Here is a 24,300-nt window from a genome sequence, read left to right as displayed (position 1 = left end):
CATTGCCCCGGAAGGCTCGATCTTCCGCCGACTTAGGGACGAAAGCATGTTTATTAAAGGGTTCGCGGCATTTTTGTTGACGCTCGCACTCGGCTTTACCGTAACGACCGCCGCCCGCGCCGAACCGCTGCAGCTGGTTGGTTTTGGCGACAGCCTCATGGCCGGCTACCAGCTGCCGCCCGAAGATGCCTTTCCCGCGCGGCTTGAGAAAGCGCTGAAGGCGAAGGGTCACGACATCGTGATCACCAATGCCGGCGTATCCGGCGATACGACCTCCGGCGGTCTTGCGCGCATCGACTGGTCGGTGCCGGACGGCACCAAGGGCGTGATCCTCGAACTCGGCGCCAACGATGCGTTGCGCGGCATTCCCCCTGAGGAAAGCCGCAAGAACCTCGTCGCGATGGTCGAAAAGCTGAAAAGCCGTAATATTCCGGTGCTGCTGGTCGGCATAATGGCCCCGCCGAACATGGGAGACGATTATGCCGCCCGCTTCAACCCGATCTACCCGGAACTAGCGGCGAAGTTTGGCGTTGAACTCTACCCCTTCTTCCTCGACGGTGTTGTCGAGAATGCAGGCTTGAAGCTGGACGATGGAATGCACCCGAACGGCGGCGGCATCGGCGTGATGGTCGAACGATTCTTGCCCTATGCCGAGCGGTTCATCGGTTCCATGCAGACACAATAAACGGGTATGCAGAACTTCTTAATTGTTCTGGACAAATATTGCAGGTGCGAAATTGCAGTTGCGCAGAGGCTTCGGCCATGATTCGCTGGGGTATCTGCAAGAGATTCGGGGAGCTCGTCATGCCGAGACTTTTCACCGCCCTCGAGATACCACGTAATGCCGCGATGAGCCTTTCCTTGTTGCGCGGCGGTCTTCCCGGTGCCCGCTGGATCGACGTAGAAAATTACCACATCACCCTGCGCTTCATCGGAGACGTCGACGGCCGGACGGCCGACGAGATCGTCGACCGGCTGGATCGTATCGAGCGGCCGGAATTCCAGCTGCAACTGACCGGGATGGGCGCTTTCGGTTCGAAAAAGCCGCATTCGGTCTTCGCCGGCGTCAGCAACCCGCCCGAGCTTTATGCGCTGCAGGCGGAAATCGAGCGCATCTGCCAGCGGCTCCGGCTTCCCGCCGATCCCCGCAAGTTCACGCCGCATGTGACGCTGGCGCGGCTGCGCAACGCCCGCGTCGAGGATGTGGTGCGCTATCTTTCCGGCCGCGGCGGCTTTCATACCAACAGCTTCACCGTGTCGCGCTTCGTACTGCTGTCGTCGCGGGATTCGATCGGCGGCGGCCCCTATCTGACGGAAGAGGTCTTTCCGTTACAGGAGCCGCGCTCGAGCGGTATCGCCGATCAAGTCATTCATCCGCTTTAAGCCAGGCCCCGCGATTTTCCTTGCGGCGTTCCCCGGCCGGTTTCATGCTTAGGGAAGCAAAGCCAAGGAAAGGATACGCCGATGAGCCGGGACAAGCTTGAAGCCGAAGACGTGGCCGAGCGTCTGAAGGCGATGGACGGCTGGGTGCTAGCAGAAGACGGGGCCTCGATCTGGAAGGCTTTCCGCTTCAAGAGTTTCGTCCAGGCCTTCGGCTTCATGAGCGAGGCCGCGCTTGCCGCCGAAAAGCTCGATCACCATCCCGAATGGTTCAATGTCTACAACAAGGTGGACGTGACGCTAACCACCCATTCGGCCAGCGGCCTGACGGAGCTTGACTTCAAGCTGGCGGAAAAAATGGACAAGGCTGCAGCCGGCCGCATGCCCGATCATTTGAAATAGGCGACGACTTTCCCATATCAGGAGGCATGGATAACGGATCGCACAAGATGGATGACGTCAAGATCGGGGAAATTCTCCTGCCCGGCGAGGAAAGCGAACAGGAAGCGCGCGCCCACAAGGTGCGTCGCCGTTTCTGGCCGACGATGAAGCGGGCCATGCGCCAGCTTCCGTTCAGCCGCGATGTCGTGGCCGCCTACTACTGCGCTTTCGACCCGGATACACCGATGCGCACCCGTGGCATATTGCTCGGCGCGCTCGCCTATTTCGTGCTGCCCTTCGATTTCGTGCCGGATTTCCTCGCCGTCGTTGGCTTTTCCGACGATATCGCCGTGTTGACGGCGGCCTTTGCCGCGATCAGCGGGCAGATCAAGGAAGACCACTATATCAAGGCCGACGAGGCACTGAAGGACGAGGTGCCCGAGGCTGCGCGCTGACCGCCACTTTCAGGTGCGTGATCGCGCCTGAAGCGCGTCGCGATCCTTCCGATTTTCTTCGACTTCAGGTTTCGTTTGACGGCGCGTCATGACGGCGGAAGCCGCTGCACACTTTTGCGTGAGATGCTTTGAATCTTCTTGCCAAACTCTTGCCTTTTTCTTCCCTCCATAAACGCGCGCTGGGTCCGTTTTTTCGTCTGGCGCCGATCATGAGGCTCGGCGACGGCGGGAGAGGCCGGCAGGCTCCGTTCCGGCGATCCCTTGCTGGAAACGTCCTTCTTGCTCCTTTTGCCTTGAACTGGTGCAGCATGTCGCGCTCTGCCGCAATTTGCGTCGGCGGCTGTTCCATATTAAAGCGAATGGATGACGAATTCGGCTGATGTTGACGGTTTGGTAACCTGAATTAAGTCAAAATAAATCTAATCATGCGTGCCCGGCCAATGGCTGAACGGGCGTTGGCAAGCAAGAAACCGGCAGGACAAGATGTTTGTAAGAAAGCTCACCACCGCACTCGCAATCGTAATGGCATGCGCAAGCGCTGCTTCGGCCCAGTCGCCGACCCGTATCCAGCAGTTCAATGCCTGGGGTGCCTATTCCTATCAGGCGGGCGCCGGCAAGGTCTGCTACGTGCTGTCCGTTCCGAAGGAAAAGAACCCGGCTTCTGTCGATCACGGCGATATCTTCTTCCTGGTTTCCCAGCGTCCGGGCCAGAACATCTCCTATGAGCCGCAGGCGATGATGGGCTATCCGCTGCAGGAAAACTCCAAGGTCACGGTAACGATCGACAGCAAGAGCTTCACCATGTTCACCAAGGGCAATTCCGCCTGGGTGGAGAATGCTGCCGAAGAGCCGGCGCTGGTTGCCGCGATGAAGAACGGCAAGGCGATGTCGGTTGCCGCCAAGTCGCGCAAGGGCACGGCCACCAGCTATTCCTATTCGCTCTCCGGCATCTCCGCCGCGTTGAAGCAGATCGAATCCTGCAAGTAAGAGCTTGCTGGTACAGCTTTCGGAAATCCCGCTGGCCTCCTGATCGGCGGGATTTCGCGTTTTCCCGATGCCATGGCGCGGCTGCAAGGCTGCCCTGATATGCGATGAGGGTGACGCGCGGCAAAAATCGTGCTAAAGGCCCGCCCAAGACAGCTGCGAGGATCGGGTTTCGATCCCGGCATATGAATTCTGATCAGCATCACGACCCCGGAACTGGCGCCCGACGCGCTCGAAGGGCTTGTGCTTGTCTCAAGGATGGGAAACCGCAGGCATGACTGCCACCGATACGCTCAATCTGGAACGCCCCGCGCCGGCTCGTCCGGCGGTTCTCCCGGAAATGCCGACGCTGATCGGCCTTTCGCGCGAGGAAATGGGCAAGGCCCTCGTTGAGGTCGGCGTGCCCGAGCGGCAAGTCAAGATGCGTGTCAGCCAGCTCTGGCACTGGCTCTACGTGCGCGGCGTTTCCGATTTCGATCACATGGCCAATATCTCCAAGGACATGCGCGAAATCCTGCGCCGGCATTTCACCATCGCCCGGCCGGAAATCGTCGACGAGCAGATTTCGAGCGATGGCACCCGCAAGTGGCTCTTGCGCTTTCCGCCGCGTGGTGCCGGCCGCCCGGTCGAGATCGAAACGGTCTATATCCCCGAGGAAGGCCGCGGCACGCTGTGCATTTCCAGCCAGGTCGGCTGCACGCTTACCTGTTCCTTCTGTCATACCGGCACGCAGAAGCTTGTGCGCAACCTGACGGCTGAGGAAATCCTGTCGCAGTTGCTTCTTGCGCGTGACCGTCTGGGCGACTTCCCGGATCGGGATACGCCGGCCGGCGCCATCGTGCCCGCCGAAGGCCGCAAGGTCTCCAACGTCGTCATGATGGGCATGGGCGAGCCGCTCTACAATTTCGAAAACGTCAAGAAGGCGCTGCTGATCGCGACAGACGGCGACGGCCTGTCGCTCTCCAAGCGCCGCGTCACGCTGTCGACCTCCGGCATCGTGCCGGAAATCTATCGCACCGGCGAGGAAATCGGCGTCATGCTGGCGATTTCGCTGCATGCGGTGCGCGACGATCTGCGCGATATGCTGGTACCGATCAACAAGAAGTATCCGCTGAAGGACCTGCTCGACGCCTGCCGGGCCTATCCGAGCCTGTCGAACGCCCGCCGCATCACCTTCGAGTATGTGATGCTCGACGGCGTCAACGACACGCTGGAAGACGCCAAGGAACTGGTGCGCCTGCTGAAGGGCATTCCGGCCAAGATCAACCTCATCCCCTTCAACCCATGGCCGGGCACGAACTACCAGTGTTCCTCCTGGGAGCAGATCGAGAAGTTCGCCGACTTCATCAACCAGGCCGGCTATGCCTCGCCGATCCGCACGCCGCGCGGCCGCGACATCCTCGCCGCCTGTGGTCAGCTGAAATCGGAATCCGAGCGCATGCGCAAAGTCGACCGCATGGCCTTCGAAGCCATGATGATCGCCAACCACGGCGCCGACGACTGATCACGAATTTTGATGGGACTGCGACACCTGCGCGATTGATTTTATGGGTGGGCTTTCCTAGAACGCCTATGAAATCAATCAGGAGGACTTCATGCGTTCCGTTCTGCTCGCTCTTGCCGCGACTGTCGCCCTTTCCCTGCCGGCCCGCGCCGATGACGTCACGGTTGCCGTGACCGCCATCGTCGAGCATCCGGCGCTCGACGCCGTTCGCGACGGTGTCAAGGATGCGCTGGCGGAAGCCGGCTACAAGGAAGGCGAAAACCTCAAGTTCCTTTATGAATCGGCCCAGGGCAACCCGGCAACGGCCGCCCAGATCGCCCGCCAGTTCGCCGGCGAAGGCCCGAACGTGATCGTTCCGATCTCCACACCGTCCGCACAGGCCGTCGTCTCCTCGACCCACGATATCCCGGTGGTCTTCACCGCCGTTTCCGATCCGGTTGGCGCGCAACTCGTCACCGACATGGAAAAGCCCGGCGCCAACGTCACCGGCATCTCCGATATGTCGCCGGTTGCCGAGCATGTCGCGCTCATCAAGGAAATCGTGCCGTCCGCCAAGTCGATCGGCTACCTCTACAATTCCGGCGAAGCCAACTCGGTATCGCTGCTCGCCGTGCTGAAGACCGAAGCCGAGAAGGCCGGCCTGACCGTCGTCGAATCCGCCGCCACCAAGTCGGCTGAAGTTCAGGGCGCTGCCCGCGCCCTCGTCGGTCGCGCCGATGTCATCTACGTTCCGACCGACAACACGATCATCTCCGCTCTCGAAGGTGCTGTTGCCGTTGCCGAAGAAGCCAAGCTGCCGCTCTTCACCGCCGATACGGATTCGGTTGCCCGTGGCTCGCTCGCAGCCCTCGGCTTCAACTACCGCGACGTCGGCAAGCAGACCGGCGAAGTCGTCGTCCGCATCCTGAAGGGTGAAAACCCCGGCGATATTCCGGTGCGCATCGCTGCCGGCTCCGACCTCGTCGTCAACAAGGCTGCTGCGGCCAAGATGGGCGTGACCTTCCCGGAAAGCGTGCTGAAGCGCGCCAACCGCGTTGTCGAATAAACTTTCGCCTGTGAAAGGCTGAAGTGGCCGCCTCCGTCGAAGACGGGGGCGGTTTCGTGTTATGTGATGGACAGCGTCCCATCGTCTTGGGGCGAGATTTACGAAAGGGCGAGAGCCTTGAGTCAGATTGCCTTCTGGGGTGCCGTGGAGCTGGGGCTGGTCTATGCCTTCGTCGCGCTCGGCGTTTTCCTTGCCTTCCGCGTCCTGGATTTTCCGGACCTGACGGTCGATGGTTCGTTTCCTCTGGGTGCGGCCGTTGCCGCCGTGCTGATCATCGCGGGCGTCAATCCCTGGTTTGCCTCCGGTGTCGCAATGATCGCAGGTGCCGCCGCCGGTCTGGTGACGGCGATGCTCAATGTGCGCTTCCGCATCCTCAATCTGCTCGCCTCGATCCTGACGATGATCGCGCTGTTTTCCGTCAATCTGCGCGTCATGGGCAAGCCCAACGTCGCGCTGCTCAATGTCGAGACGATGCTCACGCCCTTCTTCGGACATGGTCTCAGGGATTTCTACGTTCGCCCGCTGTTCATCGGCGTGCTGGTGGTTTTCGCCGTCATCCTGGTCTGGCGCTTCCTTGAAAGCGATGCCGGTCTTGCGATGCGCGCCACCGGCGCCAATGCCCGCATGTCGCGGGCGCAGGGCATCAATACCGACCGGCAGATCTATCTCGGCATCGCCATTTCCAATGCGCTGGTCGCGCTCGGCGGCGCGCTCTTTGCCCAGACGAACGGTTTCGCCGATGTCACCTCCGGCGTCGGCACCATCGTCGTCGGCCTCGCCGCCGTCATCATCGGGGAAACCCTGCTCGGCACCCGCGGCATTCTGATCGCGCTGATCGGCTGTGTCCTCGGTTCGATCCTTTACCGCATCGCCATCCAGCTGGCGCTCTCGACCGACATCCTTGGCCTGCAGGCCTCCGACCTCAACTTCGTGACGGCGGTGCTGGTGACGGTGGCGCTCGTTCTTCCCCGTCTTCGCCGCGGAGGTGCCGCATGATCTCGATCAAGGATATCAAGGTCGTCTTCGGCCGCGGAACCCCGCTGCAGAAGCAGGCGCTGAACGGCGTCAGCCTCACCATCGAGCAAGGCTCCTTCGTCACCGTCATCGGCTCCAACGGTGCCGGCAAATCGACGCTGCTCGGCGTGCTCGCCGGCGATGTGCTGCCGACCGAAGGTCAGGTGCTGATTGGCACGACCGATGTCACCCGCCGCTCGACGGCCAGCCGCGCCGGCCTCGTCGCCCGCGTCTTCCAGGACCCGCTGACGGGAAGCTGCGGCCCGTTGTCGATCGAGGAAAACCTCGCTCTGGCCGCCCGTCGCGGCGAACGCCGCGGGCTGGTCTCGGCCCTCGGCCCCAAGCGCCGCGAACATTTCCGCGAACGCATCGCCGATCTCAATCTCGGTCTCGAAAACCGTATGCAGGATCGCATGGACCTGCTCTCCGGCGGCCAGCGTCAGGCTGTATCGCTGGTCATGGCGACGCTTGCCGGCTCCGAAGTCCTGCTTCTCGACGAGCATACGGCAGCGCTCGATCCGGGCATGGCCGAGTTCATCATGGGGCTGACGCAGAAGATCGTCTCCGAGCGCAAGCTGACGACCCTGATGGTCACCCACTCGATGCGTCAGGCGCTGGATTACGGCCACCGCACGATTATGCTGCACGGCGGCGAGATCGTGCTCGATGTTGCCGGCGACAACCGCAAGAATCTTGATGTCGAAGACCTGATCGCCATGTTCCGCAAGATGCGCGGACAGACGCTCGACGACGACGCATTGCTGATCGGGTAATCCCGATCAGCGCGCCTGCGTGAACAGGATTTTGACGGCGAAGATCGAGAAGACGCCGGAAAACACATAGTCGATGGTGCGCAGCACGCTTTTGCGCTGCTGCAACCAGCCCGACAGCCAGTCGGCCGTCAGGATGACGGCGATGTTGACCGGCATCGCCGCGACGATGAAGAAGACGCCGAGGAACAGCAGTTTCTGTGTGACGGCCGGATCATGGGCAGTGACGAACTGCGGCAGGAAGGTCATGAAGAAGATGATGACCTTCGGGTTCAGGAGGTTTACTCCAAGCCCGGTCGAAATATTGGCAAGCGGGCTTGCGCCGGCCGGGGCGTTATCCTTCTTGACCGTCAGCGTCGAACCGTAGCGGATCGCCTGAACTGCGAGCCAGAAGAGATAGGCTGCACCCCCGGTCTTCAGGATCATGAAGGCGGTCGGCGAGGCCGTGATCAACGCCGAAACGCCGAAGGCGACGAGCAGCGTGTGCACGAGGCAGCCGAGGCTGGTGCCGACGACGACCCACATGGCCGCACCCTTGCCCTGCGACAGCGCCCGGCTGATCGAAAGCGTCATGTCCGGCCCCGGCGTTGCAGCCAGCAGCAGGGTCGCGGCGGTGAAGGCGAGAAGCGTCGGCAGCGAAGGCAGGAAGTCCATGGTCGGTCTTTCGCGGAAGGGCTGATTATGGTAGGTGGTGCTACCATAATCGCAGAGCCGATGCGATGCTTTTGAGGTGCGTTCCGCCCTCCCGGCTTGACTTTACGGCCGGTTTCCTGTTTATGCGCGAAAATCTGCTGACAAGTGACAACTTGAAGCCGCCGACCGGGACCCGCAAAGGTATAAAGAGATCCCGGAGGTCAACACCCGACAGCGCGTTGCGCCCTCGGGTGCTTTTTGACTTTGCGTCTTGTTTTCGCTGTCGCCGATACCACGTTTCCGGAACCCGGAAACAAGAAGGAAGAGCCGATGTTTGAAAGTCTCCAGGACCGCCTTGGGTCAATCCTGAATGGATTGACCGGCCGTGGCGCGCTGTCGGAAGCCGATGTTGCGGCTGCCCTGCGCGAGGTTCGCCGTGCGCTTCTGGAAGCCGACGTCGCGCTCGAAGTCGTCCGCTCCTTCACCGACAAGGTGCGTGAAAAGGCCGTCGGCGCCGAAATCCTGAAGTCGATCAAGCCGGGCCAGATGGTCGTCAAGATCGTCCATGACGAGCTGATCGCCATGCTCGGCTCCGAAGGCGTGCCGATCGATCTCAATGCGCCCGCCCCGGTCGTCATCATGATGGTCGGTCTGCAGGGCTCGGGCAAGACCACGACGACGGGCAAGATCGCTCTTCGCATGACGACGCGGGACAAGAAGAAGGTCCTGATGGCATCGCTCGACACGCGCCGCCCGGCCGCGCAGGAGCAGCTTCGCCAGCTCGGCGCCCAGACCGGTGTCGATACGCTGCCGATCATCGCCGGCCAGTCGCCGACCGATATCGCCGCACGCGCCGTTCAGGCTGCTAAGCTCGGCGGCCACGACATCGTCATCCTCGATACCGCCGGTCGCACGCATATCGACGAGCCGCTCATGATCGAGATGGCCGAGATCAAGCGCCGCTCGAACCCGCATGAAATCCTTCTGGTTGCCGATGCGCTGACCGGTCAGGACGCCGTCAATCTCGCTCGCAATTTCGATGAGCGCGTCGGTATCACCGGCCTTGTGCTGACCCGCATGGACGGCGACGGCCGCGGCGGTGCGGCGCTTTCGATGCGCGCGGTCACCGGCAAGCCGATCAAGCTGATCGGCGTCGGCGAAAAGATGTCGGAGCTGGAAGAATTCCATCCCCGCCGCGTCGCCGACCGTATCCTCGGCATGGGCGATATCGTCTCGCTGGTCGAGAAGGCCGCAGAAAACATCGATGCCGAAAAGGCGGCGGCCATGGCCGCCAAGATGAAGACGGGCAAGTTCGACCTGAACGACCTTGCCGACCAGTTGCGCCAGATGCAGAAGATGGGCGGCATGGGTGGTATCATGGGCCTGATGCCCGGCATGGCCGGCATGAAGGACAAAATGACGGCCGCCGGTCTCGACGACAAGCTTTTCGGTCGCCAGCTCGCGGTCATCTCCTCGATGACCAAGGCCGAGCGCGCCAATCCCGATATCCTCAAGCACTCGCGCAAGAAGCGCATCGCCGCCGGCTCCGGCACCGATGCGGCCGAAATCAACAAGCTCCTGAAAATGCACCGCCAGATGGCCGACATGATGAAAATGATGGGCGGCAAGAAGGGCGGCGGCATGATGAAGCAGATGATGGGTGGCCTTGCCAGCAAGATGGGTCTTGGCGGTGGCATGGGCGGCATGCCCGATCTGTCGAAGATGGACCCGAAGCAGCTCGAAGCCCTGCAGAAGCAGGCGGAAGCCGCCGGTATCAAGCCGGGCAGCCTGCCCGGCCTCGGCGGCGGCGGTGGATTGCCCGGTCTCGGCAAGCTGCCGGGCCTGGGTGGCGGCGGTTTTCCGGGGCTGCCCGGCCTGCCGAAGAAGAAGTAAGGGCGAGGAATGATTGATCCTGCTGTCAAGCAGCAACTTTCGGGCTATCGGCAATCGATCGACAACATCGATGCTGCGCTGGTCCACATGCTGGCCGAACGGTTTCGCTGCACCCAGGCAGTGGGCGTCCTGAAGGCCAAATACAGTTTGCCGCCGGCTGATCCGGCGCGCGAGGAATACCAGATCGAACGTCTTCGCCGCCTGGCGAAGGATGCCAATCTGGACCCGGATTTCGCCGAGAAGTTCCTGAACTTCATCATCAAGGAAGTCATCCGGCATCATGAAGCCATCGCCGCCGATCTCAAGGATTGACGGACAAACCAATCAAGCCGCGCAAGGCGGCTTAGAAAACTATCTCAAGGAGTACATGACATGGCACTGAAAATTCGTCTCGCCCGCGGTGGTTCCAAGAAGCGCCCGTTCTACCAGATCGTCGTTGCCGACGTCCGCAGCCCGCGTGACGGCCGCTTCATCGAGAAGGTCGGTTCCTGGAACCCGATGCTCGCCAAGGACGATGCAAAGCGCATCGAACTGAACAACGAGCGCATCCAGCATTGGCTGTCGAACGGCGCCCTGCCGACCGACCGCGTTCTGCGCTTCCTCAACGAAGCCGGCCTTGCCAAGCGCGATACCCGCTCGAACCCGACCAAGGGCCTGCCGGGCAAGAAGGCGCAGGAGCGCGCCGCCGAAGCCAAGCAGAAGGCTGAAGACGCCGCTGCTGCCGCTGCAGAATAAGCATTTCGCTTAAAGCATCGAATCGGACGGGCGGCGTTTTCATGCCGCCCGTTTTCGTTTATTGGCATGGCAGGTTTTCTGAAGGCAGACAGCGCATGAGCAAACTCAACAACCCGGTCCTGATGGGGACGATTGGCGCAGCCCAGGGCTTGCGTGGCGAAGTGCGCGTCAAATCCTTTGCGGAAGATCCGACCGCGATCGGCGATTACGGCAACCTTTACAGCGAAGACGGCCGCGTCTTCGAGGTGCTGGAAGTGCGCGAGGCCAAGAATGTCGTGATCGTGCGTTTTCGCGGCGTCAACGACCGCAGCGCCGCCGAGGCCCTGAATGGGCTGGAACTGTTCATCGAGCGCGACAACCTTCCGGATGACGACCTCGACGAAGACGAATTCTTCTATGCCGATCTCGAAGGGCTGGAAGCGCTGGATGCCGAAGGCAAAAGCTACGGCCAGGTGACCGGCGTCTTCGATTTTGGCGCGGGCGATCTTCTGGAACTCAAGGGTCCGGGCCGCCGTCCGGTGTTGATCCCGTTCTCCGAATGGTCGGTGCTCGAAATCGATCTCGAGGCGGGCACCATGCTGGTCGATCCCTTGGCGGCCGGCCTTGTCGACGACAAGGACAGCGATCCCTCTGCCGCCTTCCGCCCGAAGAAGAAATAAGGTCGCGGCGATGGGTTTTCGTGCGACGGTCCTGACGCTTTATCCCGAAATGTTTCCCGGTCATCTCGGCCATTCGCTCTCCGGCAAAGCGCTGGAGCGTGGGCAGTGGGCGCTTGATGCCGTGCAGATCCGCGATTTCGCCGAGGACAAGCATCGCACGGTCGACGATACGCCGGCCGGCGGCGGCGCCGGCATGGTGCTGAAGCCGGATGTGCTGGCGCGTGCCATCGATCGTGTCTCCGAAGGCGACGACCGTCCCCGTCTGTTGATGAGCCCGCGCGGCCAGCCGCTGACACAGCAGCGCGTGCGCGAGCTTGCCGGTGGGCCCGGCGCGATCATCGTCTGCGGCCGCTTTGAGGGTGTTGACCAGCGGGTGATCGACGGTCGCAATCTCGAAGAGGTTTCCATCGGCGATTACATCCTCTCGGGCGGCGAGCCCGCGGCGATGATCCTGCTCGATGCCGTCGTGCGCATCCTGCCGGGCGTCATGGGCAATGCGCTTTCCGGCGTGCATGAAAGCTTCGAGGGCGGTTTGCTGGAGCATCCGCACTACACGCGGCCGCAGGTTTTCGAAGGTGCGGAAATCCCGGCGGTGCTGACCTCAGGCAATCATGGGGCCATCGAAAAATGGCGCCGGGCCGAGGCCGAGAAGCTGACGGCCGAGCGCCGGCCGGACCTCTTGTCTCAGCCCGTCACGAAATAATAGACCGCCAGCAGCAAGCCGACGGCGACGACGAAGCTTCGGATGATGACGAGCGGCACGCGGCGGGCAAGCCAAACGCCGGCATAGCCGCCGAGTGCTCCACCGGGGATCATGACGGCGGCATGCAGCCATCCCACGACATTGCCGCTGGCAAAGACGACGATGGCGATGGCCGCGATCACCATGGCGAGGAAGTTCTTCAGCGCATTGACGCGGTGATAGTCGCCGCCGGTCGAAAGGCCGAGCACGGCGAGCATCATGATGCCCATGCCGGCGCCGAAGAAGCCGCCATAAATGGCCGTCATGAACTGACCGATCTTTCCGCCCCAGCCAATCGGCGCGCCTTCCATGTTCCGGGTCGGCCGCAGGAAAGGGCCGGCGGCGAAGATCACGGTCGCGGCGATCAGCAGCCACGGCACCATGGCGCGGAAAGAGGGGTTGGAGAGCGACAGCAGGATCAGCGCGCCGGCCAGCCCGCCGATGGCGGAGATGATGCCGAGCGTGACCGCCTCGCGGCCGTCCTTGCGGATTTCCTTGATATAGGCGAGCGCCGAGGTGACGTAGCCGGGAAATTGCACGATCGAGGACGTGGCATTGGCGACGATCGGCGGCAGGCCGGCGAGCGTCATCGCGCCGAAGGTCAGGAAGGTGCCGCCACCGGCAATGGCATTGACGGCGCTGGACAGAAAGCCTGCCAGAAACAGCAGGATGGCGGTAGTGACGGTCATCGGCTCCTCCCGAGCTGAAAACCGCATACCCTGCCGGCATAGGGGGGGCAAGCCTACAAAAGTCTCGAGTCAGCTCCGCGAAAACTCACTTTTAAGGTGACAAACAACATTAAATGTTATATTCGCGCGGCCGGTTCGGGAAAAAATTCCCGTCTACCGGAAACCAAAGAATAGTGCATTCGCTCCTGCCTCTTCACCGGAAGAGACAAAACTTGGCGGCATGACCAATAAGTCAGAATGAGCGCTCTGGCTGTTTTAGAAGAACTTGAGAAGGTTAGACCCATGAACATCATTCAGCAGCTCGAGGCCGAACAGGCCGCCAAGATCGAAGCCAAGCGCACCCTCCCGGAATTCTCGCCGGGCGACACGGTTCGCGTCAACGTCCGCGTTACGGAAGGTAACCGTACCCGCGTGCAGGCCTATGAAGGCGTTTGCATCGCCCGTTCCGGCGGCGGCATCAACGAAAGCTTCACCGTTCGCAAGATCTCCTACGGCGAAGGCGTAGAGCGCGTATTCCCGGTTTACTCGCCGCTCGTCGAAAGCGTCGACGTCGTTCGCCGCGGTAAGGTCCGTCGCGCCAAGCTCTACTACCTGCGCGACCGTCGCGGTAAGTCTGCCCGTATCGTTGAAGACACCGGCGTTCGCGCCCGCAAGCTCAACGATGCCGAGCGTCAGGCCGCTGCCGACGAAAAGGCACGTCTGGAAGCTGAAAAGGTCGCAGCAGCACAGGCTCTCGCCGCCGAAAAGGCAGCAGCCGAAGCCGCTGAAGCCAAGGCCGCTGCAGAAGCAGCTGCTGCCGCTGAAGCCGCAGCAGAATAAGTTTTCAATCCCTGGATTGCGAAAAGGCGGCTTTCGAGCCGCCTTTTTTGTTGGCCGAAATTTCTGCTCCCGGGCCGATCTGCGCACAGGCTTTTCTTCCGGCCCGCCTTTGAAGCGCGCATGGCCCTTGCCACGGGCTTGGCGAGTGTGACAGGTTCGCTTCGCCACAATTCAGGAGCTTTCCATGCTTTCCCGCCGCACCGTTCTCGCCGGGCTGACCGCCCTCGTTCTGTCCCCGCTCGCAGCTTTCGCCGCCGACCTGCCGGATCTCGGCGGTAAAACCGTCGTCGTCGTCACGGAAAATGCCTATCCGCCGCTGCAGTTCGTCGAGCCGAAAAGCGGCAAGGCGATCGGCTGGGAATATGACGCGATGGAAGAGATCGCCAAGCGGCTGAACTTCAAGCTGGAAATCCAGAACACCAGCTGGGATGCGATGATTCAGGCGGTGTCCGACGGACAGTACGACATCGGCATGACCGGCATTACCATCAAGGACGACCGCAAGGAAAAGGTCGATTTCTCCGATCCCTATATGCGCTCGCAGCAGTTCATGCTGGTGCGCGGCGATGAAAGCCGCTTCACCGATGCCAAGAGTTTTGCCGCCGTGCAGGATGGCCTTGTCGGCGCTCAGCCGGGCACCTCGCCCTTCTACACCGCCGTCTATGAAATTCTCGACGGCAACGAGCAGAACCCGCGGATCAAGCTGTTCGAAACCTTCGGTGCGACGGTGCAGGCGCTGAAGGCCGGCGACGTCGATACGGTGCTGACCGACAGCGTCGCTGCCAAGGGCTATGTCGATGCCTCTGGCGGCAGCCTGAAGGTTGTCGGCGGTCCGCTCGGCACCGAGGATTTCGGCTTCATCTTCAAGAAGGGCTCCGATCTCGTCGCCCCGGTCAATGCCGCCATTGCGGCCCTGAAGGCGGACGGCACCTTCGACAAGCTGAACCAGAAATGGTTCGTCGATTACAAGATGGGCGAATGATCGCCTGACATGACGCCTGCGTCTTCGCACAATGGTTCCGAGAAGGGCGACTATCCCTGGTGGCTGGTCGCCCTTGTCGTGATCGCGGCGGTCATCGCCGTGGTCATCGTCACCAATGATCTCTATTCCCAGGTCTTCACGGTCGCCGCCGCCGGCATCGGCGTGACGGTCTTCGTCACCATCGTCGGCTTTTTCCTCGCGACCGTTCTCGGCCTTGGCGTGGCCTTGATGGGGCTTAGCGATGCCCAGGTGCTGCGGCAGATCGCCCGTTTCTATACCGAGGTGATCCGCGGCGTGCCGATTCTGGTGCTGCTGTTCTACATCGCCTTCGTCGGCGCGCCCGGCCTTGTCTGGCTGATCAACGTCCTCTGCTCGCCGCTGGTCTCGTCCGGCGTCATGGAGCCGATGCTGGTGCGCGACTTGTCTCTGATGTGGCGGGCGATCCTGGCGCTGATGATCGGCTATTCCGCCTTCATCGCCGAGGTTTTTCGCGCCGGCATCCAGTCGGTCGACAAGGGGCAGGTGGAGGCGGCCAAGGCGCTTGGCCTGTCGCGGTACCAGCGGTTCCGGCTCGTCGTCTTCCCGCAGGCGATCCGGGTCATCCTGCCGCCGCTCGGCAATGATTTCGTCGCCATGGTGAAGGATAGTTCGCTGGTTTCGGTGCTCGGCGTCGCCGATATCACCCAGATGGGCAAGGTCTACGCCTCCGGTTCCTTCCGCTTCTTCGAGACCTATTCGATCGTTGCTTATATCTACCTTTTCCTGACGATCGGGCTGTCACTTGCCTTGCGCGCTTTGGAACGCCGACTGCGGCGCAATACGCTCAGGTAACTTTCCCATCATTTTTCAGGGAACCAGCGCCCTCTCCTCGGCATTCCTTTTCCCAAAGGACGACCGGGAGATGAACGATGAAATCCGCTTTGCTGCTTCTTTCAGGTACTGCGTTCGCCGCGCTGCTGTTCCTGTCGGGCACCTATGCGGTCTCGGCATTCATGACGAGCGGTGAACCCCATACATTCGCGCATATCGACGATCCGCTCTGGACCTTCGAACCGACCTATCTCGATCGCGCAAACATAACGCTGCGCGAGGCCAAGGCGAAATTCGCGGGCTCCGAAACAGTTTCCGTCGCCGTCGTCGCGCCGGTGGCGGGCGCATCGCAAAAGCGGGAGGAGCAGGCCGCCGATATTGCCTCTTCCGATATAGGTCCGATCGATACTGCTCATTTGGAATGGTGCATGGCGCGTTACCGGTCCTATCGGGTCGAGGACGACACCTATAAGCCCTATGGCGGCCAGCGGCGCAAATGCAAGTCGCCCTATGCGGCCGGCGGTATGATCGAAACCGTCGATATGTTGCAGACCGGTTCCGTCCAATCCGCATCGCTGACCGCCGACATGCAGCAGGCAGCAGATTTCGATGCGGCGAGCTGGTGCCGGCAGCAGTATCGGTCCTACCGTGCTTCGGACAACACCTATCAGCCCTTCTCAGGACCACGTCGAACCTGCGTGCCGATGAGCTATTGAGCCTGCCGCGAAAGGTTCATATTGCCGGTAAAGACGAAAACTGGTATATCCCGGCCCCATGGAATCCAAATTCGGATGTAACGCGCAGAATATTGTCGTGCTGCAGGACCACAAGCGTCTGCCGGCACGGTTTTTCGCGTGCGTTTCCGGCGCTCTCAGCAGCCGACTTATCTGACCGTCGGGCCTTGACCCGACCGGCTGCCGGCGCCTCCTCCCGGACAATTTCCTGATCTCTTCTTCACATTGGATGCAAAGCCATGAGCGCACCGCGTACCCTTTACGATAAAATCTGGGACGATCATGTCGTCAACCAGCAGGATGACGGCACCTGTCTTCTCTACATCGATCGCCACCTCGTCCATGAAGTGACGAGCCCGCAGGCGTTCGAAGGCCTGCGCATGACCGGCCGCAAGGTGCGCGCGCCGCAGAAGACGCTTGCCGTCGTCGATCACAACGTGCCGACCTCGCCGGATCGCCATCTCGGCATCAAGAACGAGGAGAGCCGCATCCAGGTCGAGGCGCTCGCTCAGAACGCGGCCGAATTCGGCGTCGAGTATTATTCGGCCAGCGACAAGCGCCAGGGCATCGTCCACATCGTCGGTCCGGAGCAGGGCTTCACCCTGCCGGGCATGACCATCGTCTGCGGCGATAGCCACACCTCCACCCATGGCGCTTTCGGCGCTCTGGCGCATGGTATCGGCACGTCGGAAGTCGAGCATGTTCTGGCGACCCAGACGCTGATCCAGAAGAAGGCCAAGAACATGCTGGTGCGTGTCGACGGCCAGCTGCCGGACGGCGTCACCGCCAAGGACATCATCCTTGCCATCATCGGCGAGATCGGCACCGCCGGCGGTACCGGCCACGTCATCGAGTTTGCCGGTGAAGCCATCCGCTCGCTGTCGATGGAAGGCCGCATGACCATCTGCAACATGACGATCGAAGGCGGCGCCCGCGCCGGCCTGATCGCGCCGGATGAGAAGACCTTCGAATACATCAAGGGCAAGCCGCGCGCCCCGCAGGGCGAAGCGCTGGAGCAGGCGATTTCCTACTGGAAGACGCTCAACACCGACGAAGGCGCTCATTTCGACCGCGTCGTCGTGCTCGATGCTGCCAAGCTGCCGCCGATCGTCTCCTGGGGCTCCTCGCCGGAAGATGTCATCTCGGTTCAGGGCATCGTTCCGAACCCGGATGAAATCCAGGACGAGAACAAGCGGGCTTCCAAGTGGCGCGCGCTCGATTACATGGGCCTGAAGCCGGGCACGAAGATCACCGATATCGCCATCGACCGCGTCTTCATCGGCTCCTGCACCAACGGCCGTATCGAGGATCTGCGCGAAGTCGCCAAGGTGGTCGAAGGCAAGACCGTTGCCTCGACTGTATCGGCGATGATCGTTCCGGGCTCCGGCCTCGTAAAGGAGCAAGCAGAAGCCGAAGGTCTCGACGTGATCTTCAAGGCGGCCGGCTTCGACTGGCGTGAGCCGGGGTGTTCCATGTGCCTTGCCATGAACGACGACCGTCTGAAGCCGGGCGAGCGCTGCGCTTCGACCTCGAACCGCAACTTCGAGGGCCGTCAGGGCTTCAAAGGCCGCACCCATCTGGTGTCACCCGCCATGGCTGCGGCTGCTGCCGTTTCCGGCCACTTCGTCGATATCCGCGACTGGCAATAGGACGCCTCGATCGCATCCATGATTTGAAAAGGGCGCCATCGGCGCCCTTTCTGCTTCTGTCTAGGCCAGTACGCGCAACACCGTATCGCGGCCAATAAAGGGCATCAGCCGCTTCATCGCCGGCAGGCTGATCGCGACGCAGCCTTCCGTCGGCGGATAGCCGGGCTTGGCGATGTGAAAGAAGATGGCGGAGCCGCCCAAGCGTTTCCGGGTCCGCAAATTCCAGTCCATGACGATGCAGACATCGTAGAGCCCGTCGTCGCGTCGCATCGTCTCATGGCTCGGCTTGAAGGGTGCGGCCACAGGCCGGTTGTAGAGGGCATGGCTCGGTTCGTCGCACCAAAGCAGGTTTGACGGCGTGAACCGCAGCGGCAGTCGCGTCTGCGGCCGGACGACGCCCTTGTCGTGCCTGAGATAGCCGCCGACAAGCCGCATGGCGGCGATCGGCGTTGCGCCGTCGCCCTCGCGCTTTCTGGAGCTGATTCCGCTACGGCCGAGGGCCGCTTCCTCGGTGCGGCCGGCGAAGGTCAGGAGAGCGCGGGTCGGGTCACTGGGTTTGCGCCGGACGGTGATGGTTCTGAGGGGTTGCGGGGGAGGGGTCGTCTTGGCGCGCATTTTACTCACAGATTTTTGCCTTGCCCGTGATGGCAAAGCTGACCATAGCACGTCACATGACGTAACAAACGGGTGAAGCCGCCTCGCTTGCTAAAACCGCTGAGTGAGCTAATTTCAGACCGGAAGTAACAGGAGCATCGGCATGTCGGCCCGTACCATTCTTCTCGTCGATGATGACAACGACCTGCGCGAGACGCTGGTCGAACAGCTTTCCCTCTATGACGAGTTCACCATCCTGCAGGAAGCCAATGCCTCCAAGGGCATGCAGACGGCGCGCAGCCAGCCCGTCGCGCTCTTGATCATGGATGTCGGCCTGCCGGATATGGACGGCCGCGAGGCGGTGAAGCTGTTGCGCAAGGGCGGCTTCAAGTCGCCGATCATCATGCTCACCGGCCACGATACCGACAGCGACACGATTCTGGGTCTTGAGGCTGGCGCCAATGATTATGTGACCAAGCCCTTCCGTTTCGCCGTGCTGCTCGCCCGTATCCGGGCGCAATTGCGCCAGCACGAGCAGAGCGAGGATGCGACCTTCACCGTCGGCCCCTACACCTTCAAGCCGGGCCAGAAGCTGCTGACCCTCGAGAACGGCCAGAAAATCCGCCTCACGGAAAAGGAAGCGGCGATCATCCGCTATCTCTACCGCGCCGACCAGAAGGTTGTGACCCGCGACGTGCTGCTCGAAGAGGTCTGGGGCTACAATTCCGGCGTTACCACCCACACGCTCGAAACCCACGTGTATCGCCTGCGCCAGAAAATCGAACGCGACCCTTCCAATGCGGAGATTTTGGTGACAGAGAATGGCGGCTACAAGATCGTGCCGTAACCTGAGGACCAGCCCGTGGCGCTGAATGACGACATCGCGCTCCTGTCCCGCGTGCCGCTGTTTGCGGAGATCGACGACGACAAGCTGCGCCTGATCGCCTTCGGTGCCGAACGCCGCCGCCTCAGCCGCGGCCAGCAGCTGTTTCGCGAGGGCGCGCCGGCCGATTGCGCCTTTGCCATCGCAAACGGTACATTTTCCCTTTCCCGCACGCTGGTCGACGGCTCGTCCGCGATTTTCGACACGGTCGGCACCGGCACACTCTTGTCCGAGCTGGCGATGATCTCGCTGGTCGAGCGCAAGTTCACGGCGACGGCGGAGGAAGACAGCGAGGTCATCCGCATCAACCGCCCGCTGTTTCGCCGCATGCTGGAGGAATATCCGGATGTTGCCGCGATCGTCGAGGGTCGCATCCGCGAAAGCCTGCAGTCGATGATCCGCAAGATGGAGCTTTTGGCGCCGAAGTTCGTCTGATCACAGATCGAAGTGGGCGATGACCGGAACGTGGTCGGAGGGACGCTCCCAGCCGCGCGCTTCCTTGAGAATTTCGATCCTGGCCAGATGCGGGGAAAGATCGGCCGACGACCAGACGTGGTCGAGGCGACGGCCGCGGTCGGCGGCTTCCCAGTCCTTGGCGCGGTAGCTCCACCACGTATAGAGCTTTTCCGGCGAGGGCGTGTGCTGGCGCATGAGATCGACCCAGGCGCCGCCGGTCTGTACGGCTGTCAGGCCTTCGGTCTCGATCGGCGTGTGGCTGACGATCTTCAGCAGCTGCTTGTGCGACCAGACGTCGTGCTCAAGAGGGGCGATGTTGAGATCGCCGACGAGCACGGAGGAAATACCGGCTTCGCTTTCGGCATGCAGCAGCTTCATTTCCTCGATGAAATCCAGCTTGTGGCCGAATTTCGGATTGATGCTGCGATCCGGCTCGTCGCCGCCAGCGGGGACATAAAAATTGTGCAGGCGGATTTTCTTCTCCCCCTTCTCGAACACCACGGAGAGATGGCGGGCATCGCCGACGCCGCAATAGTCGCGCCGGTCGACGAGTTCATGCAGCGGCAGGCGGGAGATGGTGGCGACGCCGTGATAGCCCTTCTGGCCGTGCATGGCGATGTGCTTGTAGCCGAGCGCCTTCAGCGGCGAGGAGGGAAACTGGTCGTTCGGACACTTGGTTTCCTGCAGGCAGAGGATATCGGGCGCCCAGGTTTTCAGGAGATGTTCGACCAGCGGCATGCGCAGCCGCACGGAGTTGATGTTCCAGGTCGCGATCGACAATGCCATGGGGAAAGCCCTTTTCGAGAAGGGCCTGTTTAAGCAAGTTTGGCGGCTTGCCACAACCCGCCGGCGCCTGTGTCGCCGGGTGGAAGCGCTCTGTCCACAAAAGGCTTGGAATTACTTGCGGATGTCGTCGTAGGGAACCTTGAAGACGGCATCGTCCATCGGCACACCGGTCTTGACGTTGAAGATCATCACCGACGTATCCTTCTTCTGGGCGTCGGAGATCGTCCACTGGCGCAGGTCGTAGGTCTTGGGGTCGAACATCATGGTGATGGTCGCGTCGCCGAAGATGCTCTTGTCGCCGAGGACGATGGTGATCAGGTCCGGCTCCTCGCGCACGTCGCGCACCATCTTGCTGGAAAGATCGATGGTGTCGGAAAGAAGCAGCTTCAGTGGCGTCTTGGAGAGCGGATAGAGGTCCCAGGTCTTGAGCTTCTGGTTGCCGATGACGACGACCTTGCCGTCGGCGATCACGCGCATCGGCGAGGGGGCTTCGTAGTTGAAGCGGATCTTGCCGGGACGGCTGATATAGAATTTGCCGCCGGTCTGCTCGCCGCGCGGGCCGAACTGTACGAACTCGCCCGCCATGGTCTTCACCGAGGCGAAATGGTCGGCGATCTTCTGGGCGACGGCATTCTGCTGTGCCATGGCTGGTTCGAGCGGAAGGCCGGTGGCCGCAAGGACGGACAGCATGGCCAGCCCGAAAACGAAGGACCGTCGCGACAGGGGCGGCGTGATGTCGTTACGGGCGGTCTTCGTCATTGCAGTCTCCTTGTTCATGCGTGTGATGTGGCGCGCAACTGCGGCAGCGTCAAGGCGCGATCCATGCACATTCTTGTGTCTATCGCCGGGGCTTACTCCCGGTTCTTCAGTCTTCCGTCGGCACGAGGATTTCGCGCTTTCCGGCGTGGTTGGCAGCACTGATGATGCCCTCCTGCTCCATGCGCTCGATCAGCGAGGCCGCGCGGTTGTAGCCGATGCCGAGGCGGCGCTGGACGTAGGAGGTCGAGGCCTTGCCGTCGCGCAGCACGATTGCCACCGCCTGATCGTAAGGATCGTCGGATTCGCCGAGATTGCCGGTGCCGGCCGGGCCGCCGCCATCGCCTTCCTCGTCATCATCTTCGGTGATGGCATCGAGATATTGCGGCGCGCCCTGGGTCTTGAGGTAGGAGACGACTTCCTCGACTTCGGTATCCGAAACGAAGGGGCCGTGCACGCGCTGGATGCGGCCGCCGCCGGCCATGTAGAGCATGTCGCCCATGCCGAGCAGCTGTTCGGCGCCCTGTTCGCCGAGAATGGTGCGGCTGTCGATCTTCGACGTCACCTGGAAGGAGATGCGGGTCGGGAAGTTGGCCTTGATCGTGCCGGTGATGACGTCGACGGAGGGGCGCTGCGTCGCCATGATGACGTGGATGCCGGCGGCGCGGGCCATCTGAGCAAGGCGCTGCACCGCGCCTTCGATGTCCTTGCCGGCGACCATCATCAGGTCGGCCATTTCGTCGATGATCACGACGATATAGGGCATCGGCTGCAGGTCGAATTCCTCGGTCTCGTAGGTGGCCTCGCCGGTCTGGCGGTCGAAGCCGGTCTGAACCGTGCGACTGATGGTTTCACCCTTGGCCAGCGCCTGCTCGACGCGGCTGTTGAAGCCGTCGATGTTGCGCACGCCGATCTTGGACATCTTCTTGTAGCGTTCCTCCATCTCGCGCACGGTCCATTTCAGCGCGACGACGGCCTTCTTCGGATCGGTGACGACCGGCGAAAGCAGATGCGGGATGCCGTCATAGACGGACAGTTCCAGCATCTTCGGGTCGATCATGATCAGGCGGCACTGGTCCGGCGTCAGGCGATAGAGCAGCGACAGGATGAAGGTGTTGATGGCCACCGATTTACCCGAACCGGTGGTGCCGGCGACGAGCAGATGCGGCATTTTGGCGATATCGGCGATGACGGGCTCGCCGCCGATATTCTTGCCGAGCGCCATGGCGAGCTTGGCCTTGCTCTGCTCGAAGTCGCGGCTGCCGATCAGTTCGCGCAGGTAGACGGTTTCGCGGCGCTGGTTCGGCAGTTCGATGCCGATGGCGTTGCGGCCGGGCACGACGGCGACGCGGGCGGCGATTGCGCTCATCGAACGGGCGATGTCGTCGGCAAGACCGATGACGCGGGAGGACTTGATGCCGGGAGCAGGCTCCAGTTCGTAGAGGGTCACGACCGGGCCGGGGCGCACATGGATGATCTCACCCTTGACGCCGAAATCCTCCAGCACACCTTCCAGCATGCGGGCGTTCTGTTCCAGAGCATCGGCGGACAGGGTGGCATCGCGGGCAACGCTCTTCGGCTCTGCCAGGAAATGCAGCGGCGGCAGGGCGAAATCGCCATCATCGGCAACGAAGGAAGATTGTGCTTCGCGGTCCTGGCGCGGGCTTGGCTTCGGGCGCGGAGCAGCGGCCGTGACACGGCCCATGGCCTGCGGCACCTGCTTGCGCGGGGCGGCCATTGGCGCCCAGTCGGCGGCCGGATCGTCGTCTTCGTCGTCGCTGAGAATGCCATCCGGCACACGGGTTACCGCAGCCAGATCGTCGTCATCCTCCTCTTCATCGCCGAGGGAAATCGAGGGGGCGCTGACGGTGCGGCGTTCGGAACGGTCGAGGGAGGGTTCGATCCGTTCGCCACGGGTGACGGCTTTCGGGCGGGAAGGTTCGTTCAAAGTGCCGAATTCGTCACCGTTGAAATCATAGGGTTCGTCGTATTCGCGGCGAGGCTTACGGGCCGACATGCCGAAGAGGCGGCGCATGCGGGCCTGTGCGGTATAGCGCATATGGGTGAGAGCGCCGGCCAGCACCATGATGATGCCTTCCTGCCCTTCGTCATCGAGTTCGTCGCTGATGGTGCGTGCCTTGCTCGGCGTTTCCACCGGCTCTTCGATTTCGTCTTCCGGGTCGGCGACGGCGATCAGGCCGGCGGCATAGATCAGCATCCAGGCGCAGGGCAGGGAGAGAATGCCGGCAACGACCGTGGCGAAGGTCCCGGTCGGGTAGGCGCCGGTGAAGAGGGCGGGAAACCGCAGGATCATATCGCCGAAGACGCCGCCGAGGCCGTTGGGCAGCGGCCAGGTGACGGGGGCGGGCACGCAGCTGAGCGCGGCAGACGCCAGCACCGAGCCGCCGAACCAGGCGGCGAGCCGCTTGTGGATCTTGTCGAAGGGCTTTGCGAAGATCAGCACCAGCGCCCAGGCGACGACCGGCAGCAGCGCCACGACGCTGGCAATGCCGAAGAACTGCATGAAGAGATCGGCAATGGCAGCCCCGGTATAGCCGAGGATGTTGGTCGGCTCCTCGACCGTGGCATAGGAGAAGCTCGGGTCGTTGACGTTCCAGGTGGAGAGCGCGGCGATGATGAAGCCGATACCCACGAAGATCGCAAAGCCGATGAGGCTCGCGATCTGGCGCCATACGAAGGTGGAAAGCACAAACCTGTTGGAACGGTTGTCGAACACCGCCTGATTGCCTCTGCTCATGTTGCCTGCTGCCCGTTCCTGTCTGCAAAGCGCATAGCGCACCTGCCGTCATCGTAAACCGGGCAGAGTTAATGCGACATTAACCTTGACGCTTCGTTTACCGGGTCTTCCGACAAAAAGACCCGGATGCACGATGCATCCGGGCCAAAGGTGGTTCCGTGCCACACGAAACCACGACGGAAATGGACC

At 62.0% G+C, this 24,300-nt stretch carries 27 protein-coding genes; 21 read left to right on the top strand and 6 right to left on the bottom strand.

Annotated elements, in window-relative coordinates; translation table 11 throughout:
• The first annotated feature begins 46 nt into the window (after positions 1 to 46).
• From ASC86_RS16905 to ASC86_RS16865, 9 genes are all read left to right on the top strand, one after another.
• The gene (locus ASC86_RS16905) at positions 47 to 685 is read left to right on the top strand and encodes an arylesterase (protein ID WP_056323649.1); all 639 of its coding nucleotides are present in this window, start codon (positions 47 to 49) and stop codon (positions 683 to 685) included.
• 119 nt (positions 686 to 804) lie between these two features.
• Entirely contained in the window at positions 805 to 1,383 is a 579-nt protein-coding gene (thpR, locus tag ASC86_RS16900) for an RNA 2',3'-cyclic phosphodiesterase (RefSeq protein ID WP_056324278.1), read from the top strand.
• Between the two features lie 81 nt (positions 1,384 to 1,464).
• Positions 1,465 to 1,782: a 4a-hydroxytetrahydrobiopterin dehydratase gene (locus ASC86_RS16895; protein WP_056323646.1), complete on the top strand. Its 318-nt coding sequence runs from the start codon at positions 1,465 to 1,467 to the stop codon at positions 1,780 to 1,782.
• Between the two features lie 47 nt (positions 1,783 to 1,829).
• Entirely contained in the window at positions 1,830 to 2,216 is a 387-nt protein-coding gene (locus tag ASC86_RS16890; RefSeq protein WP_056324275.1) for a YkvA family protein, read from the top strand.
• 483 nt (positions 2,217 to 2,699) lie between these two features.
• Positions 2,700 to 3,203, top strand: a complete 504-nt coding sequence (locus ASC86_RS16885) for an invasion associated locus B family protein (RefSeq protein ID WP_056323643.1) — start codon at positions 2,700 to 2,702, stop codon at positions 3,201 to 3,203.
• Positions 3,204 to 3,474: 271 nt separating this feature from the next.
• Positions 3,475 to 4,704, top strand: a complete 1,230-nt coding sequence (gene rlmN, locus ASC86_RS16880) for a 23S rRNA (adenine(2503)-C(2))-methyltransferase RlmN (protein WP_056323641.1) — start codon at positions 3,475 to 3,477, stop codon at positions 4,702 to 4,704.
• A gap of 91 nt (positions 4,705 to 4,795) precedes the next feature.
• Positions 4,796 to 5,749 carry an ABC transporter substrate-binding protein gene (locus tag ASC86_RS16875; RefSeq protein WP_056323638.1) on the top strand — a complete coding sequence of 318 codons (954 nt, stop codon included), beginning with the start codon at positions 4,796 to 4,798 and terminating at the stop codon, positions 5,747 to 5,749.
• A gap of 117 nt (positions 5,750 to 5,866) precedes the next feature.
• Positions 5,867 to 6,745 (top strand): ABC transporter permease, encoded by an 879-nt coding sequence (locus ASC86_RS16870; protein WP_056323635.1) that lies wholly within the window; start codon positions 5,867 to 5,869, stop codon positions 6,743 to 6,745.
• On the top strand, positions 6,742 to 7,536 hold the full coding sequence (locus tag ASC86_RS16865) for an ABC transporter ATP-binding protein (protein ID WP_056323632.1): 795 nt from the start codon (positions 6,742 to 6,744) through the stop codon (positions 7,534 to 7,536). The genes ASC86_RS16870 and ASC86_RS16865 overlap by 4 nt, the downstream gene beginning before the upstream one ends.
• A gap of 6 nt (positions 7,537 to 7,542) precedes the next feature.
• On the opposite strand, the gene ASC86_RS16860 is transcribed toward ASC86_RS16865, so the two are convergent.
• Positions 7,543 to 8,187, bottom strand: coding sequence for a LysE family translocator (locus tag ASC86_RS16860; RefSeq protein WP_056323628.1), 645 nt, complete (start codon positions 8,185 to 8,187; stop codon positions 7,543 to 7,545).
• 309 nt (positions 8,188 to 8,496) lie between these two features.
• On the opposite strand from ASC86_RS16860, the gene ffh reads away from it, so the two are divergent.
• From ffh to trmD, 5 genes are all read left to right on the top strand, one after another.
• Positions 8,497 to 10,059, top strand: coding sequence for a signal recognition particle protein (gene ffh / locus ASC86_RS16855; RefSeq protein WP_056323625.1), 1,563 nt, complete (start codon positions 8,497 to 8,499; stop codon positions 10,057 to 10,059).
• 9 nt (positions 10,060 to 10,068) lie between these two features.
• On the top strand, positions 10,069 to 10,371 hold the full coding sequence (locus ASC86_RS16850; protein WP_056323624.1) for a chorismate mutase: 303 nt from the start codon (positions 10,069 to 10,071) through the stop codon (positions 10,369 to 10,371).
• A 60-nt stretch (positions 10,372 to 10,431) separates the two neighbouring features.
• Positions 10,432 to 10,794, top strand: a complete 363-nt coding sequence (gene rpsP, locus ASC86_RS16845; RefSeq protein WP_056323620.1) for a 30S ribosomal protein S16 — start codon at positions 10,432 to 10,434, stop codon at positions 10,792 to 10,794.
• 95 nt (positions 10,795 to 10,889) lie between these two features.
• Positions 10,890 to 11,453 carry a ribosome maturation factor RimM gene (rimM, locus tag ASC86_RS16840; RefSeq protein ID WP_056323618.1) on the top strand — a complete coding sequence of 188 codons (564 nt, stop codon included), beginning with the start codon at positions 10,890 to 10,892 and terminating at the stop codon, positions 11,451 to 11,453.
• Positions 11,454 to 11,463: 10 nt separating this feature from the next.
• Positions 11,464 to 12,156, top strand: coding sequence for a tRNA (guanosine(37)-N1)-methyltransferase TrmD (gene trmD / locus ASC86_RS16835; RefSeq protein ID WP_056323614.1), 693 nt, complete (start codon positions 11,464 to 11,466; stop codon positions 12,154 to 12,156).
• On the opposite strand, the gene ASC86_RS16830 is transcribed toward trmD, so the two are convergent.
• A complete protein-coding gene (locus ASC86_RS16830) occupies positions 12,138 to 12,884 on the bottom strand; it encodes a sulfite exporter TauE/SafE family protein (protein WP_056323612.1) in 747 nt (248 codons plus the stop codon). The two genes, trmD and ASC86_RS16830, sit on opposite strands and share 19 nt — an antisense overlap.
• A 282-nt stretch (positions 12,885 to 13,166) precedes the next feature.
• On the opposite strand from ASC86_RS16830, the gene rplS reads away from it, so the two are divergent.
• From rplS to leuC, 5 genes are all read left to right on the top strand, one after another.
• Positions 13,167 to 13,703 (top strand): 50S ribosomal protein L19, encoded by a 537-nt coding sequence (gene rplS / locus ASC86_RS16825; RefSeq protein WP_056323609.1) that lies wholly within the window; start codon positions 13,167 to 13,169, stop codon positions 13,701 to 13,703.
• 184 nt (positions 13,704 to 13,887) lie between these two features.
• Positions 13,888 to 14,685 carry a basic amino acid ABC transporter substrate-binding protein gene (locus tag ASC86_RS16820; RefSeq protein ID WP_056323606.1) on the top strand — a complete coding sequence of 266 codons (798 nt, stop codon included), beginning with the start codon at positions 13,888 to 13,890 and terminating at the stop codon, positions 14,683 to 14,685.
• A gap of 9 nt (positions 14,686 to 14,694) precedes the next feature.
• Positions 14,695 to 15,516: an amino acid ABC transporter permease gene (locus tag ASC86_RS16815; protein ID WP_056323603.1), complete on the top strand. Its 822-nt coding sequence runs from the start codon at positions 14,695 to 14,697 to the stop codon at positions 15,514 to 15,516.
• 77 nt (positions 15,517 to 15,593) lie between these two features.
• A complete protein-coding gene (locus ASC86_RS16810; RefSeq protein WP_056323600.1) occupies positions 15,594 to 16,211 on the top strand; it encodes a BA14K family protein in 618 nt (205 codons plus the stop codon).
• Positions 16,212 to 16,468: 257 nt separating this feature from the next.
• On the top strand, positions 16,469 to 17,878 hold the full coding sequence (leuC, locus tag ASC86_RS16805) for a 3-isopropylmalate dehydratase large subunit (protein ID WP_056323597.1): 1,410 nt from the start codon (positions 16,469 to 16,471) through the stop codon (positions 17,876 to 17,878).
• A gap of 60 nt (positions 17,879 to 17,938) precedes the next feature.
• Here leuC and ASC86_RS16800 read toward each other — a convergent pair whose 3' ends face one another.
• On the bottom strand, positions 17,939 to 18,493 hold the full coding sequence (locus ASC86_RS16800) for a L,D-transpeptidase family protein (RefSeq protein WP_056323595.1): 555 nt from the start codon (positions 18,491 to 18,493) through the stop codon (positions 17,939 to 17,941).
• 142 nt (positions 18,494 to 18,635) lie between these two features.
• Between ASC86_RS16800 and ASC86_RS16795 the strand changes: the two genes are divergently transcribed.
• The gene (locus tag ASC86_RS16795; RefSeq protein WP_056323592.1) at positions 18,636 to 19,319 is read left to right on the top strand and encodes a response regulator transcription factor; all 684 of its coding nucleotides are present in this window, start codon (positions 18,636 to 18,638) and stop codon (positions 19,317 to 19,319) included.
• Positions 19,320 to 19,334: 15 nt separating this feature from the next.
• The gene (locus ASC86_RS16790; RefSeq protein ID WP_056323590.1) at positions 19,335 to 19,790 is read left to right on the top strand and encodes a Crp/Fnr family transcriptional regulator; all 456 of its coding nucleotides are present in this window, start codon (positions 19,335 to 19,337) and stop codon (positions 19,788 to 19,790) included.
• Here ASC86_RS16790 and ASC86_RS16785 read toward each other — a convergent pair whose 3' ends face one another.
• The 3 genes from ASC86_RS16785 to ASC86_RS16775 form a co-directional block, all read right to left on the bottom strand.
• Positions 19,791 to 20,597 (bottom strand): exodeoxyribonuclease III, encoded by an 807-nt coding sequence (locus ASC86_RS16785; RefSeq protein ID WP_056323588.1) that lies wholly within the window; start codon positions 20,595 to 20,597, stop codon positions 19,791 to 19,793.
• A gap of 111 nt (positions 20,598 to 20,708) precedes the next feature.
• Positions 20,709 to 21,356 carry an outer membrane lipoprotein carrier protein LolA gene (locus ASC86_RS16780; RefSeq protein WP_056323585.1) on the bottom strand — a complete coding sequence of 216 codons (648 nt, stop codon included), beginning with the start codon at positions 21,354 to 21,356 and terminating at the stop codon, positions 20,709 to 20,711.
• Between the two features lie 106 nt (positions 21,357 to 21,462).
• Positions 21,463 to 24,111 (bottom strand): DNA translocase FtsK, encoded by a 2,649-nt coding sequence (locus ASC86_RS16775; RefSeq protein WP_056323582.1) that lies wholly within the window; start codon positions 24,109 to 24,111, stop codon positions 21,463 to 21,465.
• Positions 24,112 to 24,300: the final 189 nt, after the last annotated feature.

The sequence above is a fragment of the Rhizobium sp. Root1212 genome (genome assembly GCF_001424985.1).
In the GTDB taxonomy this organism is placed as follows: domain Bacteria; phylum Pseudomonadota; class Alphaproteobacteria; order Rhizobiales; family Rhizobiaceae; genus Pararhizobium.
Note: the sequence above shows the minus strand (reverse complement) of the source record. Positions and strands in the feature narration are given on the sequence as shown.

Bases quoted from the DNA above. Each gene is read 5' to 3' on its own strand.
- rpsP (WP_056323620.1), top strand. From the start codon at position 10,432: ATGGCACTGAAAATTCGTCTCGCCCGCGGTGGTTCCAAGAAGCGCCCG.
- ffh (WP_056323625.1), top strand. From the start codon at position 8,497: ATGTTTGAAAGTCTCCAGGACCGCCTTGGGTCAATCCTGAATGGATTG.
- ASC86_RS16860 (WP_056323628.1), bottom strand. From the start codon at position 8,187: ATGGACTTCCTGCCTTCGCTGCCGACGCTTCTCGCCTTCACCGCCGCG.
- ASC86_RS16800 (WP_056323595.1), bottom strand. From the start codon at position 18,493: ATGCGCGCCAAGACGACCCCTCCCCCGCAACCCCTCAGAACCATCACC.
- ASC86_RS16850 (WP_056323624.1), top strand. From the start codon at position 10,069: ATGATTGATCCTGCTGTCAAGCAGCAACTTTCGGGCTATCGGCAATCG.
- ASC86_RS16820 (WP_056323606.1), top strand. From the start codon at position 13,888: ATGCTTTCCCGCCGCACCGTTCTCGCCGGGCTGACCGCCCTCGTTCTG.
- ASC86_RS16815 (WP_056323603.1), top strand. From the start codon at position 14,695: ATGACGCCTGCGTCTTCGCACAATGGTTCCGAGAAGGGCGACTATCCC.
- ASC86_RS16785 (WP_056323588.1), bottom strand. From the start codon at position 20,597: ATGGCATTGTCGATCGCGACCTGGAACATCAACTCCGTGCGGCTGCGC.
- rimM (WP_056323618.1), top strand. From the start codon at position 10,890: ATGAGCAAACTCAACAACCCGGTCCTGATGGGGACGATTGGCGCAGCC.
- ASC86_RS16780 (WP_056323585.1), bottom strand. From the start codon at position 21,356: ATGACGAAGACCGCCCGTAACGACATCACGCCGCCCCTGTCGCGACGG.
- ASC86_RS16830 (WP_056323612.1), bottom strand. From the start codon at position 12,884: ATGACCGTCACTACCGCCATCCTGCTGTTTCTGGCAGGCTTTCTGTCC.
- ASC86_RS16775 (WP_056323582.1), bottom strand. From the start codon at position 24,111: ATGAGCAGAGGCAATCAGGCGGTGTTCGACAACCGTTCCAACAGGTTT.
- ASC86_RS16810 (WP_056323600.1), top strand. From the start codon at position 15,594: ATGAAATCCGCTTTGCTGCTTCTTTCAGGTACTGCGTTCGCCGCGCTG.
- rplS (WP_056323609.1), top strand. From the start codon at position 13,167: ATGAACATCATTCAGCAGCTCGAGGCCGAACAGGCCGCCAAGATCGAA.
- ASC86_RS16895 (WP_056323646.1), top strand. From the start codon at position 1,465: ATGAGCCGGGACAAGCTTGAAGCCGAAGACGTGGCCGAGCGTCTGAAG.
- ASC86_RS16875 (WP_056323638.1), top strand. From the start codon at position 4,796: ATGCGTTCCGTTCTGCTCGCTCTTGCCGCGACTGTCGCCCTTTCCCTG.
- rlmN (WP_056323641.1), top strand. From the start codon at position 3,475: ATGACTGCCACCGATACGCTCAATCTGGAACGCCCCGCGCCGGCTCGT.
- ASC86_RS16795 (WP_056323592.1), top strand. From the start codon at position 18,636: ATGTCGGCCCGTACCATTCTTCTCGTCGATGATGACAACGACCTGCGC.
- trmD (WP_056323614.1), top strand. From the start codon at position 11,464: ATGGGTTTTCGTGCGACGGTCCTGACGCTTTATCCCGAAATGTTTCCC.
- ASC86_RS16885 (WP_056323643.1), top strand. From the start codon at position 2,700: ATGTTTGTAAGAAAGCTCACCACCGCACTCGCAATCGTAATGGCATGC.
- ASC86_RS16890 (WP_056324275.1), top strand. From the start codon at position 1,830: ATGGATGACGTCAAGATCGGGGAAATTCTCCTGCCCGGCGAGGAAAGC.
- ASC86_RS16905 (WP_056323649.1), top strand. From the start codon at position 47: ATGTTTATTAAAGGGTTCGCGGCATTTTTGTTGACGCTCGCACTCGGC.
- leuC (WP_056323597.1), top strand. From the start codon at position 16,469: ATGAGCGCACCGCGTACCCTTTACGATAAAATCTGGGACGATCATGTC.
- thpR (WP_056324278.1), top strand. From the start codon at position 805: ATGCCGAGACTTTTCACCGCCCTCGAGATACCACGTAATGCCGCGATG.
- ASC86_RS16865 (WP_056323632.1), top strand. From the start codon at position 6,742: ATGATCTCGATCAAGGATATCAAGGTCGTCTTCGGCCGCGGAACCCCG.